Raw genomic sequence first — 15,666 nt, forward strand, 5'->3', positions numbered from 1 at the left:
GGAACAAGTGGTTTAGGTGTTTTGATAGGTGTCCCGTTTTCAGGGTTCACTTCAATGCCCGCATAAGGGCCCTTTTTACTCTTTCCCATCCAATAAACGACCAAGTCCACCTAATACACTACCTTCACCAGTACTTTGCGCTGCTGGGCTTGTAAGGCGTGCTGCTAATCGGCTAAGTGTTAAGGACTGAATCCAAACTGTTCCAGGACCTTCTAATGTTGCGAAGAATAAACCCTCACCGCCAAATAGAGCTGTTTTTACTTTTCCAACGAACTCGATATCATAGTTAATATCTTTTGTCATGGCAACGAGACAACCTGTATCAATGCGAAGTTTCTCACCAGGTTTTAATTCACGTTTATATACAGTTCCGCCTGCGTGCATGAAAGCAAGGCCGTCACCTTCAAGTTTCTGCATGATAAAACCTTCACCGCCGAAGAAACCAGTTCCTATTTTTTTCGTAAATTCAATTCCGATAGAAACCCCTTTTGCGGCACAAAGAAAGGCATCTTTTTGACAAACTATTTTTCCTTGATATTCTGTTAAATCTACAGGAATAATTTTACCAGGATAAGGAGCAGCAAATGAGACGTGGCGTTTGCCGTGACCTGTATTTGTAAATACAGTCATAAACATACTTTCGCCTGTAACGAGACGTTTACCAGCGCCCATTAATTTGCCGAATAAACCGTTAGATGGGCCAGAACCGTCACCAAAGATTGTTTCCATTTCAATGTAATCTTCCATCATCATCATTGCGCCAGCTTCTGCGATAACGCTTTCTTTTGGATCTAATTCAATTTCAACAAACTGCATATCATCGCCATATAACTTATACTCGATTTCATGTGCTTGCATTTTTTCACCTCATAAATATGTAGTAATTATATTGTACAGAAGTTAAAAGAATTAGAGTACTGTATTTTTGTTAATTTTTGAATAAAAATAGAATGAAAATTTAAGGTTATACTAGGATTATAAAAAATGATGTAATGAAAGTGTTCTCATTTGACGTTTTCGATATAGCATGATATAGTGAAAGCACTATTGAGCTACATAATGTGGTACGGAAATAAAGCACGTTGTATTAAAGGCTGTAAGCTTGTTATACATTCATGTCCTTTATATCCACCTTTTCATGTGGATTCATAGTTTCATTTTTATTTAGGAGGTACATGACATGCAAATAGGTAAAGTTAAATGGTTTAACGGCGAAAAAGGTTTTGGCTTCATCGAAGTTGAAGGCGGAGAAGACGTATTCGTACATTTCTCAGCTATCCAAGGCGACGGCTTCAAAACTTTAGAAGAAGGTCAAGAAGTTTCTTTCGAAATCGTTGAAGGAAACCGCGGACCACAAGCAGCTAACGTTACAAAAAACTAATTAGCTAGCGATAAAAAGCATTCCGATTTTCGGAATGCTTTTTTTTATTCTTTGGAACTAGATTCATTTGAAGATAATTCGCCCTTAAAGGTACGCTCTTCAAAGTCATCAAGCATTTGTTCATATTCTTCATGTTCCTCTGTGGCGAAAACTTGTGGATTTTTCCCGTACATATCCGTGCCGATGAAGTTTTCGAAATCCTCTACGTATCCCACATTTTCCTCGCTATTTATATACATGCCATTATAGTTTTTTGAATCTTGTCTTTCTAAATCAGACGGTGTTTCAGACGTTCCGTAATTTGCGACGTCTTGCCATGCATCTTCCGCGTCATACTCGACAGAATAGTCTTCATCGTGCTTATGGAAAGAAGGGGACAATACTTCTTCTTCAACTGGACGCGTATCCATATTTAATTTATTTGTCGCGTGCTGAACGCATGTTGTAGCAGTAGGCATTGCTTCTAATCTTTCGAATGGAATCTCCACGCCAGATACTTCACAAATGCCGTACGTACCAGCTTCAATTTTTTGCAGAGCATGTTTTGTATCATCTAGTTGTTTATGCCAAAATTCGATGAGTCCAAAATCCTTTTCTCGTTCGTATAATTCTGTAGCCATATCACCTGGATGGTTGTCATAGCTAGACAGTTCTCCTACTGAATCACGTTCAGAAGCACGATCTGTATTTTCATGAGTCTGTATCGTTTGTTCCAGTTCTTGTTTTTGTTTTTCTAAAATGGATTTAAATTGACCTATTTGTTGTGGAGTTAACATAGTCGTCCACCTTCCTACAATTCAGTTTCTTTACATAGTATGAGCGTTGAGAGTAGGAATTATGAGATGAATTTCAGATATGAAAAAGGAGCCGCATAAGCAGCTCCTTTTATAGAAAGTATCCAAGTAATAATCCGATTCCCATTAGGAAACCGAAGATTGTATTTGTTTTTGCTGTTGCAATCATCGCAGGTACCATTTCCATTGGAATGCTTTTGCCGATAAAGCCTTTTGTCGCTTTAAATGCTTTCGGTGCACTTAAAAATACGATAAGCATCCATGGTGATACGATGCCCACGATAATTAAAGCAATTGTCCAAATGTAGGAAACGATGAACATCGAAGCAAGTACACCAACAGCTCTTTCCCGTCCAACGAGAATTGCTAACGTTTTACGACCGTTTTCTTTATCGCCATCCAAGTCACGAATATTATTAGCTAGTAAAATGGCACCAATTAAAATGGAGCTTGGAATAGATAGTAAAATGACCTCTGATGTTACAGTGCCAGTTTGAATAAAGAATGAAATCCCAATAATAATGACACCCATAAATAATCCGGCTGTCAATTCTCCAAATGGTGTATATGCAATTGGAAGTGGGCCACCTGTATAAAGGTAAGCAACGGCCATACAAACAAGACCGATTGCAGCAAGCCACCAGCTAGAATTTATACAAATATAAACACCTAATAGTATTGCGATGCCGAAAAATCCAAATGCTAAGTTAAGCACTGTTTTTGGCTGAATGCCATCGCGAACGATAGCGCCACCAATACCAACTGAACCTTCGTGATCGAGTCCTCTTTTATAATCAAAGTATTCATTAAACATGTTTGTTGCTGCTTGAATGAGAAGACAAGCAAGAAGCATCATAAGGAAAAGAGGAAGATGTATTTGATTTATACCTCCGACCTGCATCGAATATGCTGTTCCGATGAAAACAGGAACGAAAGCGGCTGTTAATGTATGGGGACGTAGTAAACTCCACCAGATGCGCCAGCCTGTTTGCTTACTTGGCTTTGGCGCCGTAGGAGAGGAATTCGTTTTGACGTTCATTTCCATGTTGAATCCTCCTTTGGTCACATATTGTACAAAACTAAGTGTAGAAAAAGCATCATTTAGTGTCAACGTTTATTTTCTAGGAAGAGAAGGTGAATTTCTCAGAAATGCTAAACGTTGACAGGCCTTTCGTTTGAGGTGTATCTTAAAATCAAGCGTAATTATGACTATTTTTCGCCCATAGGGGGGAGACAATTGTGATTCAAACGAAACAAAAAGGCTTGCAAGAAGTTCTTATTGCAGCCATAAAGCGTGCAACTAACGAAAAAACATTAGTTAGTTTTGTAAAACAAATAGACTGGGTGGATCCGCTTCTGTTCTATGCAGCAGGAAAGAGGATTTCATTCGAAAATAGATGTTATTTTGCAGACCCGGCTCAGCATGTAATATTGGCAGGAATTGGCTCTGTTTTCACTATAGCAAATTCTTCTCATAAGCGCTTTCAAACTGCTCGTGACGAGTGGGAGAAAGTAAAAGAGAATGCATTTCTCCAAAGAGATGAATATGAATTTGGAACGGGTCCGCTTTTATTTGGTGGTTTTTCATTTGATCCAGAAAAAGAGAAAACGGACCTATGGAAAGAATTTAAGGATACGACATTTTCACTACCAGCATTTTTATTAACTGTAAAAAATGAAAAAGCATGGTTAACGATGAATACATTTGTTTCAGCAACAGATTGTGCAGAAACTCTTTATAACGAAATGATTTCTTTAGAAGAGAAAATTTTGGGAGAGAGTAAATGTGCGCTAAACGGATCGAAATTAACTGTTATTTCTAAAGTAGAAGTGGATCCGAAAGGCTGGATGAAAGCAATTGAAAAAGTACAAGATGAGATGAAGCAGGGTAACGTACAGAAGGTTGTATTGGCGAGAGAACTAAAAGTAGAGATGAATCATTCTATTGATTCCGCTCTTGTTTTAGAAGCACTTCGCATTGGTCAACCAGATTGTTACGTATTTTCTTTTGATTATAAAGGAGCATGCTTCTTAGGAGCGACACCAGAACGATTAATTCGCAAAGAGGATGAAAAATTTACATCGATGTGTCTTGCTGGTTCAATCGGTCATGGTCATTCTATAGAAGACAGTGAACGAAATAGTAATGAGCTTCTTCATGATGAAAAGAATTTAGCTGAACATGGTTATGTTGTTAACATGATTCGCTCCGTACTAAATGAACATTGCGAATACGTTAATATTCCGGAAAGCCCAGGCTTATTAACAACGAAAAACTTAATTCACTTATATACGCCTGTAGAAGCAAAAGGCGATGCGAGTCTTTTAACAATGGTAGAAGAATTACATCCAACACCAGCTCTTGGCGGGACACCTCGTTTGGCAGCGATGAAACTGATTCGTGATGTTGAATTGTTAGACAGAGGATTGTATGGTGCACCGATTGGCTGGATAGATGATGAAGGAAATGGTGAATTTGCGGTTGCACTGCGCTGCGGATTATTAAACGGCGAGAAAGCATCCTTATTTGCCGGTTGTGGTATTGTAATTGATTCAATCCCGCAGCTTGAATATGAAGAAACAAGTTTGAAGTTTAGACCGATGCTTGGTGCTTTGGAGGAATTAATGAAATGAACAATCATATAGAAGCATTATCATATTATTTAGGCGCGTTCGTGGATGAACTGACGCGTCTAGATGTATGTGATGTTGTCATTAGTCCAGGCTCACGGTCAACGCCGATTGCTTTACTAATGGAACAACATGAAGGAATGAACACATATTTACATGTAGATGAAAGATCAGCAGGATTTTTCGCGCTCGGTATTGCGAAAGCGAAGAAACGCCCAGTAGCATTATTGTGTACGTCAGGAACAGCAGCAGCTAATTACTATCCAGCTGTATGTGAAGCTTTTCATTCAAGGGTCCCGCTTATCGTCTTAACAGCGGATAGACCGCATGAATTAAGAGATGTAGGTGCACCACAAGCAATGAATCAATTTAATTTATACGGTACTTTTGTGAAGCAATTTACAGAGATGGCACTGCCAGAAGCGAGTGAAATGATGTATCATTACGCTCGTATGACGACGCAGCGCATAGTAGCAAGTGCTTGTTTAGCGCCGCAGGGTCCTGTTCACCTTAATTTTCCAGTTCGCGAACCACTTATCCCTGATTTCTCACTAGAAAGCTTATGGGATAAAGGACGTAGTGAATATACAGGAGTAGTTCAGCAAGGAAACGTGACGATGCCGAGTGAATATGTAGATTCTCTTGTAGGGCGCCTTTCACATATGGAAAAGGGGCTTATTATTTGTGGTGATGATAGTCATTCGGAAATTGCAATGTTTGCCACAGAACTAGCTGAAAAAACTGGCTATCCTATATTAGCAGACCCACTTTCTAATATTCGTAGCGGACACCACGATAAAACGATGGTAATTGACTGTTACGATACATTTTTACGAAATGAACAGTTAAAAGAAACGTGGAAACCGGACGTTTTAATTCGCTTTGGTGGTATGCCTGTTTCTAAATCATTAACGCAGTTCATAAAAAAACAAACGAAAGCAGTTCATATCGTTGTCGATGAATCAGGACAATGGAGAGATCCAGCTCTTGTTGCGACAGAAGTTGTGCAAGCAAGTGACATTGAATTCTGCAAGGCAGTAATAGAAAAAATGCCAGTTATGAAAAAGAATGATTGGTTCGTAATGTGGCAACATATAAACGAAAAAACGAAGGAAACGCTTCGTGAAATAGAAACATATGATACTGCATTTGAAGGAAAGGTTATTACGGATATTGTACGCGTATTACCAGAAGGAGCAACATTATTTGCGAGCAATAGTATGCCAATTCGTGATACAGATTCATTCTTCTTCAAATCGGATAAAAACATTCAAGTGATGGCAAATCGTGGTGTAAATGGTATTGATGGAATTATTTCGACAGCTTTAGGAGCGAGTATTATTTGTAATCCGCTCGTATTAGTTATCGGTGATTTATCGTTTTATCATGATTTAAATGGACTGTTAGCAGCGAAATTACATGAATTAAACATAACAATTGTCGTTGTAAATAATGACGGCGGAGGGATTTTCTCATTCTTACCGCAATATGAGAAAAAGGAACATTTCGAATCATTATTTGGAACACCAATTGGCCTTGATTATGAGCATGTTGTCAAAATGTACGGTGGTTCATTTAGCCGTGTAAATGGTTGGGAAAACTTCCGAGAAGAGGTACAAAAAGGAACGACTGCAAAAGGTTTACACGTTGTGGAAATTTGTACAAACCGTGATGAAAACTTAACGTTGCACCGTACATTATGGGCAAAAACGATGGACGTAATTACTACATCTTTGCAAGGTGAATCAAAATGAAAGTAACGCTGCAAGGTGTATCGTATGAATATGAAGTAGTCGGGAGCGGGGAACCACTTCTACTTCTTCATGGTTTTACGGGAAGCATGGAAACGTGGCGTTCTTTTATCCCTTCATGGAGCGAGCAGTTTCAAGTTATTGTAGTAGATCTTGTTGGACACGGAAAGACCGAGAGTCCTGAAGATGTTGCGCATTATGATATCCGAAATGTGGCATTGCAAATGAAAGAGCTACTAGACTATCTTCATATTGAAAAAGCGCACATACTCGGCTATTCGATGGGCGGTAGACTGGCGATTACGATGGCATGTTTATATCCGGAGTATGTACATTCTCTTTTATTAGAAAATTGTACAGCTGGGCTCGAAAATGAAGAGGATAGAAAAGAACGTCGTGAAAAAGATGAGCGACTTGCTAATAAAATTGAGCGAGAAGGCGTTCAAAGTTTTGTTTCTATGTGGGAAAATATTCCGCTGTTTGAAACGCAAAAAAATTTAGCAAAAAATGCACAAGAAGCGGTGCGAAAAGAACGGCTTGCTAACAATCCAAAAGGACTTGCAAATAGCTTGCGCGGCATGGGAACAGGGGCTCAGCCTTCATGGTGGGATGAGCTACACAACTTGAAAATGCCTGTTCTTTTAATGAACGGAGAATATGATGAAAAGTTCTTTCGCATATTAAAAAACATCGAAAAATGCGTGTCTGATGCGAAAATTGTCAAAATTCATGGTGCTGGCCATGCAATTCATGTGGAACAACCGGAAAAGTTTGATACAATAGTAAAGGGATTTCTAAAAACTATGCAGTGATGCTTTTTTTAGCAAGAAGGAAGTCACACTTATAGATGAGATCAGAAATATACAAGGAGGTAGTTGTAATGGCTATTGAATGGGTAAAAGAAGGCAATTACGAAGATATTATTTATTCAACATACAATGGTATCGCAAAGATTTCGATTAACCGTCCTGAAGTACATAACGCATTTCGTCCAAAAACGGTAATGGAGTTAATCAACGCTTTTGCACACGCTCGTGATGATGCAAATGTTGGCGTTATCATTTTAACAGGTGAAGGTGGACGTGCATTCTGTTCTGGCGGCGACCAAAAGGTTCGCGGTCATGGTGGATATGTAGGTGACGACCAAATCCCACGTCTAAACGTATTAGACTTACAACGTCTAATTCGCGCAATTCCTAAACCAGTTATCGCAATGGTAGCAGGTTATGCAATCGGTGGAGGACACGTACTTCATATCGTATGTGACTTAACAATCGCTGCAGACAACGCTGTATTCGGACAAACAGGTCCTAAAGTAGGAAGCTTTGACGGTGGATACGGAGCTGGTTACCTAGCTCGTATGGTAGGCCACAAGAAAGCTCGTGAAATTTGGTACCTATGCCGTCAATACAATGCACAAGAAGCGCTTGATATGGGCTTAGTAAACACAGTAGTACCATTAGAAGAGCTTGAAGCAGAAACAGTACAATGGGCACAAGAAATTTTAGCAAACAGCCCAATGGCACTTCGTTTCCTAAAAGCTGCATTCAACGCAGACACAGACGGTCTAGCTGGTATTCAACAACTAGCTGGAGATGCAACGTTATTGTACTATACAACTGACGAAGCAAAAGAAGGTCGTGACGCGTTCAAAGAAAAACGCAGTCCGGACTTCGGTCAATTCCCTCGTTTCCCTTGATCAAAAGCGGAAGCGGCTCGCTTAGAATGTGAGGGGGATGGAGCTTCTGACGTAGAGGCGCTTTTTGCCTCGTAGGAAGAAGTGAAGCCACCGAACATTCTAGCCGCTGTAGCTGGATAAGGTCAAACCGGAAACAAAACAACTAAGAGACTTGATGTCATATCAAGTCTCTTTCTTTCATGAAAGGAGAATGAGTGATGGAGACGATGCCAAATTGGTTAATGCAGCGTGCATTTTTAACACCAGACCGCACTGCAATTGAAATAGAGGAAGAGAAAGTTACTTTTATGGAGCTACATGAAAAAGTAGTATCTGTTTGTGAACACCTTACGTATGTTGGAGTGAAGCGAGGGCAAAAGGTGGCTGTTCTGATGAAAAATGGTATGGAGATGATTACAGTTATTCACGCCCTATCTTATGTAGGTGCAGTAGCTGTGCTTTTAAATACGCGTCTTTCAAGAGAAGAGCTACTTTGGCAAATGGATGATGCTAAAGTTATTTGTTTAGTGACGGATCAAGATTTTGATGCTAAAGATGTTCCTGTCTATTCATTCGCTGAAGTGATGAATGGACCGAAGGCGGAAGCATCTATACAAGAGGAATTTTCTTTAGAAGAAGCGATGACAATTATTTATACGTCTGGGACAACAGGGAAACCGAAAGGCGTTATTTTAACGTACGGTAATCATTGGGCAAGCGCAGTCGGTTCTTCGCTTAACTTAGGGCTTCGTGATGATGATTGTTGGTTAGCTTGTATGCCGATGTTCCACGTTGGCGGGCTATCTCTTTTAATGAAAAATATTATGTACGGCATGCGCATTTTACTCGTTCCGAAATATGATGCGGACTTTATTCATAAAGCACTTCAAACGAGAGGTGTAACGATTATTTCTGTCGTATCAAAAATGTTAACTGATTTATTAGAGAGACTTGGAGAAGGAACATATCCATCTTCTTTACGATGCATGTTACTTGGCGGAGGACCAGCGCCGAAACCATTATTAGAAACGTGTGTGGAAAAAGGAATTCCAGTGTATCAAACGTACGGTATGACAGAAACGTCGTCTCAAATTTGTACGTTATCAGCTGATTACATGTTAACGAAAGTAGGATCAGCTGGAAAGCCACTATTTCAGTGCCAACTTCGCATCGAAAAGGACGGCGTAGTAGTGCCGCCACATGCGGAAGGTGAAATTGTAGTAAAAGGGCCGAACGTAACAGGCGGTTATTTTAACCGTGAAGATGCGACGAGTGAGACAATTCAAAACGGATGGCTTCATACTGGTGACCTCGGTTATTTAGATGAAGAAGGATTTTTATACGTATTAGACCGCCGCAGCGATTTAATTATTTCTGGCGGAGAGAATATATACCCGGCTCAAATTGAAGAAGTGTTGCTTTCTCATCCGATGATAGCGGAAGCAGGTGTTGTCGGTATGTCTGACGATAAATGGGGACAAGTACCAGCTGCTTTTATTGTAAAAAGCGGGGCGGTAACAGAAGAAGAAATTCTTCATTTTTGCGAGGAGAAATTAGCGAAATATAAAGTGCCGAAGAAAGCATGTTTCTTAGAGGAATTACCACGTAACGCTTCGAAAAAATTGTTAAGACGAGAGCTAAGACAATTAGTGGAGGAGATGTAGGTGGAAATAAAAAAAGCGACACTTCATATAACGGAAATGCCACTCGTAATCCCGTTCGCTGCAAGCTACGGGACTTACGAAAAGCGCGAGAGTATCGTTATTGAATTGGAGGATACGGACGGGTACATCGGATTTGGGGAAGTCGTTGCATTTTCTGAACCGTGGTATACGGAAGAAACGGTGAAGACAGCGCTGCATATACTGCAAGACTTTTTAATACCTGACTTATTAAAGGCTGAAATTTCTCATCCGAATGAGGTACAGGGTCTATTTCAACATATAAAAAGAAATCGAATGGCAAAGGCCGGAATAGAGGGGGCTGTTTGGGATTTATATGCGAAGCGTCAAAAGAAATCGCTAGCGACAGTACTTGGCGGAACTAGTCCTGAAATTGAAGTCGGCGTTGTAATTGGGATCAATACAACGCCGGTTATGTTAAAACAAATCGAGAAGTACGCGGAAGAAGGATACGAGCGTTTTAAAGTGAAAATAAAGCCAGAACATGATTACGAATTATTGAAAGAGATTCGTAAAGAGTTTCCGCATATCCCGCTAATGGCAGATGCGAATTCAGCGTATACATTAGCGGATACAGAGAGGCTGAAACGACTAGATGAATTCCAATTAATGATGATTGAACAACCGTTAGCGGATTACGATTTTCTTGATCATGCACAGTTGCAAAAGAAAATTGAAACGCCGATTTGTTTAGATGAAAGTATTCATAGCTTTGAAGACGCGCGCGTTGCGATTACGCTTGGCAGCTGCCAAATTGTGAACATTAAGCCAGGGCGAGTGGGTGGACTAACAGAATCTATTCAAATCCATAATTATTGCATGGAGCATAATATCCCTGTTTGGTGCGGCGGTATGGTAGAGATGGGGATTTCACGAGCGCAAAATGTTGCTCTTGCCTCATTGCCTAACTTTACGATTCCTGGTGATATATCTGCTTCTAATAGACATTGGAAGAGGGATATTATTTCACCGGAAGTGATGCTTGAGGGCGGGAAAGTAATGGTGCCGCAAAGTATTGATGCTGAGTATGAGGTGGACCGCGGGAGACTAGAAGAAATCACGAAGCAGCGGATTGTGTTTGAACGGTAAATGGAAGTTTGATTAGGATACCCGCAAGTAGCGAGAGGATTTTGTCGTTCATTGTCGATAAGTCGATATATTTCAATAATCGCTGATATAATTCGAGTTACGGTCGATATAATTGAAAAATCGCTGATATAATTCAAGTTGTGGTCGATATATTTGGAAAATCGCTGATATAATTTTATTTACCAAGGTTACTCTAACGAGTAGCCTTTTTGAATTGTACAAATTGGATAGACTAGTTTACAATCGAGCGTATAAAAATGGAATGAAAAGGGGGAGTAAAATGAAGCGCATTTCAATTTTAATAGCTGATGATGAGGCGGAAATTGCTGACTTAATTGAGATACATTTAGAAAAAGAAGGGTACCATGTTGTGAAAGCAGCGGATGGGGAAGAGGCAGTTCATATTATTGAAACGAAGCCAATCGACTTGGTAGTTTTAGATATTATGATGCCGAAAATGGATGGTTATGAGGTGACGCGTCAAATTCGCGCGAAACATCATATGCCGATTATTTTTTTAAGCGCGAAAACTTCGGACTTTGATAAGGTGACAGGTCTTGTACTAGGTGCGGATGATTATATGACGAAGCCTTTCACACCAATAGAATTAGTTGCACGTGTAAATGCACAACTGCGTAGGTTTTTTACGTTAAATCACCCGAAAGTAGCGGAGAGTAAATCTGCTTTAGAAATAGGCGGAGTCGTAATTAATCCTGAGCGCAGGACGGTTGATGTGTATGGTGAGCAAATTGAATTAACGCCGAAAGAGTTCGATATTCTATATTTATTAGCAAGTCATCCGAAGAAAGTATACAATGTGGAAAATATTTTTCAGCACGTATGGGCAGATGATTATTATGAAGGTGGAAATACAGTAATGGTACATATTCGTACTTTGCGGAAGAAACTTGGAGAAGATAAAAGAAAGGATAAATTAATAAAAACAGTGTGGGGAGTAGGTTATACTTTCAATGGCTAATATGATGAAAAGCTTTCGATTTAAAATGATTGCCTTATTTGCGTTAAGTATGGTGCTTGCAGCAACTGTAACTTATATAATTTATAAAGGATTGCAGCTGTATTATAAAAAGATGGTTCGCTACGAAGAGCCTTTAGCACAATTTAGGTCAATGGTAAGGGAATTTGGAGACATTAACTTCTTTTTAATTTTCTTTATTCCGTTATCTATTATCTTTTTCTTCTTTTTGACAAAACCGTATTTAAAATACTTTGATGAAATTTCTAATGGGATTCATCATCTTGCGAACGGTAACTTTACGAATAAAGTTCAAGTTTCATCAAATGATGAGTTTGGAAATATCGCGCGTGAAATAAATGTTGCAAGTGAAAAGTTAAAAGAAGCTGTTGAAAGAGGAGATTTTGCAGAAAGTAGTAAAGATCAGCTTGTTGTGAATTTAGCTCATGATTTAAGAACACCGTTAACATCCGTGTTAGGATATTTAGATTTAATTCTTAAAGATGAAAATTTAACAAAAGAACAAATTAAACATTTCTCCACAATTGCATATACAAAATCGCAAAGACTGGAAAGTTTAATTGATGAGCTATTTGAAATTACACGTATGAATTATGGCATGCTAAAGCTGGATAAAAAGCCGATTGATATAAGTGAGTTGCTTATACAGTTAGAGGAGGAATTGTATCCGTTATTAGAAAAACATCATTTAGAAGCTAGATTAAACGTGGCTCCTCATTTACCGATGCACGGTGATGGAAAATTGTTAGCTAGAGTATTTGAAAACTTATTAACAAATGCCGTTCGTTACGGGTACGATGGGCAATTTGTTGATATGAATGGATATGTTGATAATGGAGAAGTTGTCGTACAAATTATGAATTACGGAGATAGCATTCCGGAAGAAGATTTACCGTATCTTTTTGATATGTTCTATACAGGTGATAAAGCAAGAACTGAGAACCGTGGCGGGACTGGCCTAGGACTATTTATTGCGAAAAATATTGTCGAGCAACATAACGGTACGATTTCTGCTGAGAGTAATGTAGTTAGAACAATGTTTGAAGTGCGATTGCCAAAAGACGAGAACGTAATAATTTAATAAAAATTTAAACTTTACCCCACTTTTTATTTTAATAGTTTTTTCTATTCTATACGTAAGTTACGTTAAGGAGGAACTAGAAATGAAAAAGTGGGTATTTATTTCTTTTTTTATTGCATGCACAATCTGTGTAGGCGTTTATATATCACCGTTATTTCAAAAAGAAATTGATGTGAAAATCGATGGAGAAAATAGTGCAGTAAAGAATGCAAATATGGAGCAGGTAGAGGTTGCAAAAGAACAAATTTACAAAGGGGATCTATTATTAGTTAACAAAGATTACCCAGTAAAAAAAGATAGTATTAGGTCTGATATTATAAATGTAAATCATAATAGTGAATTAGTGAGAGGCTATGTAATATTTGATAGAAATCTTCGTTTATCAAAGGATGTTGTGAAAAAGTTTTTGAACGTTGTCGATGCGGCTGGCAAAGAAAGTGTTAACCATTTTTTGATTAGTAGTGGTTATAGAGATTTCCAAGAGCAAAAACAGCTATATGAAAAAATGGGATCTGATTATGCACTTCCAGCAGGATACAGTGAACATAATTTAGGATTATCACTGGACATTGGGTCTACTCAAAAGAAAATGGAGAAAGCGCCTGAAGGAAAATGGATTGAAGAGAACGTATGGAAGTATGGCTTTGTATTACGTTATCCGAAAAATAAAAGTAACATTACTGGAATTCAATATGAGCCATGGCATATCCGTTATGTCGGCCTACCTCATAGCGCAATTATGCAAAAAAAGAATTTTACACTAGAGGAATATTTAGAGTTTTTAAAAGAGGAAAAAGAGGTTTCAACTGAAGTAGAAGGTAAGAAATATACTGTTTCTTATTATAAAGTTTCTGAGAATACGAAAGTGAACGTTCCAGCAAACAAGCAGTATGAAATTTCCGGGAACAATATGGATGGGGTTATTGTGACGGTTCAGGAATAGAGAAAAAGGCTGTGCCATTTGGGACAGCCTTTTCTTATATAAGAAAGGAAGTGACGTTTTTTGTCGGTAAATCGATATTCTTTGTCGAATCGTTAATATATTATAAGTTATGATAGATATAATTGAAAAATCGTTGATATATTGTAAGTTATGATAGATATATTCAAAAAATCGTTGATATAATTTCCTATACTATTAGCATTTTGGAGGAGCATCTTTTTATGTATTTTTAAACATTATAACGTTATATTTACTTTTCGTTTTTTTCATGTTACTCTAAATATGTGAAAGAGATATAAAATGAAACTTTAATGTAAGCGTATTCTTATGGCTTCTTATAGAAAAGGGTGGAAGTACAATGACAGAACGATTCGTACTACGTAATGTGAAACGTGTGAACGGGGAAGAGATTGACATTGTAATTGAAAATAATAAAATCGCACAGGTGACGAAAGCTGGTGCTGGCGAGGGTGGAACAGTTCTTGATTACTCAGGTACTTACGTATCGAGTGGCTGGATTGATTTGCACGTTCATGCTTTTCCAGAGTTTGATCCGTATGGTGATGAGGTAGATGAAATTGGCGTTAAGCAAGGAGTAACGACAATTGTTGATGCGGGTAGTTGCGGTGCTGATCGTATTGCGGATTTAGTAAAAAGTAGAGAGCAGGCAAAGACAAATTTATTTGCCTTTTTAAATATTTCTCGCATCGGTTTGAAACGAATTGATGAATTATCCAATATGGAATGGATAGATAAAGAGAAAGCGATAGAAGCAGTAGAAAAGTATAAAGATGTAATCGTTGGGTTAAAGGCGAGAATGAGTAAAAGTGTCGTTTGTGATAGTGGAATTGAACCGCTGCATGTTGCACGTGATTTATCTCGCGAAACATCATTACCGATTATGGTACATATCGGTTCAGCGCCTCCTCGCATTGAGGAAGTTGTACCTCTTTTAGAAAAAGATGATGTGATTACACATTATTTAAACGGGAAAGAAAATAATTTATTTGATGAAGAAGGCAAACCACTACCTGTGTTACTAGATGCAGTGAATCGCGGCGTACATTTAGATGTTGGTCATGGTAATGCTAGTTTTTCTTTTAAAGTAGCAGAAGCGGCGAAGCGTCACGATATTGCCTTTAATACAATTAGTACGGATATTTACCGGAAGAATCGTATATATGGTCCAGTGTATAGTATGGCTCACGTTCTTTCGAAATTCCTTTACTTAGGTTATCCGCTAGAAGAAGTGATTGATGCGGTTACGAAAAATGCGGCAGAGTGGCTTAAGAAACCAGAGCTTGGCCGTATTCAAGAAGGAGATATTGCAAACTTAACTTTATTTACGGTTAAAGATGAGAAGGTTACGTTAATTGATTCAGAAGGGGATCAGCGCATTGCTGAAAGAAGGATTGATACGAAAGGGGTTGTAATCAATGGGTCATTCATTGAATGCTAAGTACGGATTAAAAAGAGTAATTAATGTGAGCGGTAGAATGAGTATTTTAGGTGTATCTGCTCCTACAGATACGGTAATGGATGCGATGAAACATGGTGGACAAAATTATGTGGAAATTGCTGATTTAGTATATAAGTTCCGTTTAATGTTTTAACATCGATAAAAGTGTCTATACTGCTT

14 protein-coding genes and 1 pseudogene are annotated in these 15,666 nt (G+C 38.6%); 12 read left to right on the forward strand and 3 right to left on the reverse strand.

What is annotated here, in order from left to right:
* Positions 1 to 75 precede the first annotated feature (75 nt).
* Positions 76 to 858, reverse strand: coding sequence for a TIGR00266 family protein (locus ACODS7_RS27825; RefSeq protein ID WP_043935179.1), 783 nt, complete (start codon positions 856 to 858; stop codon positions 76 to 78).
* 322 nt (positions 859 to 1,180) lie between these two features.
* On the opposite strand from ACODS7_RS27825, the gene cspD reads away from it, so the two are divergent.
* Positions 1,181 to 1,381, forward strand: a complete 201-nt coding sequence (cspD, locus tag ACODS7_RS27830; protein WP_243169178.1) for a cold-shock protein CspD — start codon at positions 1,181 to 1,183, stop codon at positions 1,379 to 1,381.
* Positions 1,382 to 1,425: 44 nt separating this feature from the next.
* Here the strand turns inward: cspD and ACODS7_RS27835 are convergent, their stop codons facing one another.
* Together ACODS7_RS27835 and ACODS7_RS27840 are read right to left on the reverse strand one after the other, a co-directional pair.
* Positions 1,426 to 2,157, reverse strand: coding sequence for a yteA family sporulation protein (locus ACODS7_RS27835; RefSeq protein ID WP_043935180.1), 732 nt, complete (start codon positions 2,155 to 2,157; stop codon positions 1,426 to 1,428).
* Positions 2,158 to 2,266: 109 nt separating this feature from the next.
* Positions 2,267 to 3,220 (reverse strand): 1,4-dihydroxy-2-naphthoate polyprenyltransferase, encoded by a 954-nt coding sequence (locus ACODS7_RS27840; RefSeq protein WP_000425766.1) that lies wholly within the window; start codon positions 3,218 to 3,220, stop codon positions 2,267 to 2,269.
* A 194-nt stretch (positions 3,221 to 3,414) separates the two neighbouring features.
* On the opposite strand from ACODS7_RS27840, the gene ACODS7_RS27845 reads away from it, so the two are divergent.
* The 11 genes and pseudogenes from ACODS7_RS27845 to ACODS7_RS27895 all read left to right on the forward strand — a co-directional run.
* On the forward strand, positions 3,415 to 4,809 hold the full coding sequence (locus ACODS7_RS27845) for an isochorismate synthase (RefSeq protein WP_043935181.1): 1,395 nt from the start codon (positions 3,415 to 3,417) through the stop codon (positions 4,807 to 4,809).
* Entirely contained in the window at positions 4,806 to 6,560 is a 1,755-nt protein-coding gene (gene menD / locus ACODS7_RS27850; protein WP_105433992.1) for a 2-succinyl-5-enolpyruvyl-6-hydroxy-3-cyclohexene-1-carboxylic-acid synthase, read from the forward strand. The genes ACODS7_RS27845 and menD overlap by 4 nt, the downstream gene beginning before the upstream one ends.
* Positions 6,557 to 7,369 (forward strand): 2-succinyl-6-hydroxy-2,4-cyclohexadiene-1-carboxylate synthase, encoded by an 813-nt coding sequence (gene menH, locus ACODS7_RS27855; protein WP_098629320.1) that lies wholly within the window; start codon positions 6,557 to 6,559, stop codon positions 7,367 to 7,369. The genes menD and menH overlap by 4 nt, the downstream gene beginning before the upstream one ends.
* Positions 7,370 to 7,437: 68 nt before the next feature.
* Positions 7,438 to 8,256: a 1,4-dihydroxy-2-naphthoyl-CoA synthase gene (menB, locus tag ACODS7_RS27860; RefSeq protein WP_016079909.1), complete on the forward strand. Its 819-nt coding sequence runs from the start codon at positions 7,438 to 7,440 to the stop codon at positions 8,254 to 8,256.
* 197 nt (positions 8,257 to 8,453) lie between these two features.
* Positions 8,454 to 9,899, forward strand: coding sequence for an o-succinylbenzoate--CoA ligase (locus ACODS7_RS27865; protein ID WP_140163863.1), 1,446 nt, complete (start codon positions 8,454 to 8,456; stop codon positions 9,897 to 9,899).
* The gene (menC, locus tag ACODS7_RS27870; protein ID WP_043935185.1) at positions 9,900 to 11,006 is read left to right on the forward strand and encodes an o-succinylbenzoate synthase; all 1,107 of its coding nucleotides are present in this window, start codon (positions 9,900 to 9,902) and stop codon (positions 11,004 to 11,006) included.
* 280 nt (positions 11,007 to 11,286) lie between these two features.
* Positions 11,287 to 11,985, forward strand: a complete 699-nt coding sequence (locus ACODS7_RS27875; RefSeq protein ID WP_048564352.1) for a response regulator transcription factor — start codon at positions 11,287 to 11,289, stop codon at positions 11,983 to 11,985.
* Positions 11,978 to 13,084, forward strand: a complete 1,107-nt coding sequence (locus ACODS7_RS27880; protein WP_050844630.1) for a sensor histidine kinase — start codon at positions 11,978 to 11,980, stop codon at positions 13,082 to 13,084. Before ACODS7_RS27875 ends, ACODS7_RS27880 begins: the two co-directional genes overlap by 8 nt.
* 82 nt (positions 13,085 to 13,166) lie before the next feature.
* Complete coding sequence (locus ACODS7_RS27885) at positions 13,167 to 14,027, forward strand: M15 family metallopeptidase (RefSeq protein ID WP_098640210.1); 861 nt, start codon at positions 13,167 to 13,169, stop codon at positions 14,025 to 14,027.
* 358 nt (positions 14,028 to 14,385) lie between these two features.
* Positions 14,386 to 15,486 (forward strand): amidohydrolase/deacetylase family metallohydrolase, encoded by a 1,101-nt coding sequence (locus ACODS7_RS27890; RefSeq protein WP_088115251.1) that lies wholly within the window; start codon positions 14,386 to 14,388, stop codon positions 15,484 to 15,486.
* Positions 15,464 to 15,622: pseudogene (locus ACODS7_RS27895) on the forward strand (SelA-like pyridoxal phosphate-dependent enzyme); the annotation flags it as partial. The gene ACODS7_RS27890 and the pseudogene ACODS7_RS27895, both read left to right, overlap by 23 nt.
* Between the last annotated feature and the right edge of the window lie 44 nt (positions 15,623 to 15,666).

It is taken from the genome of Bacillus sp. FG16 (assembly GCF_057809515.1).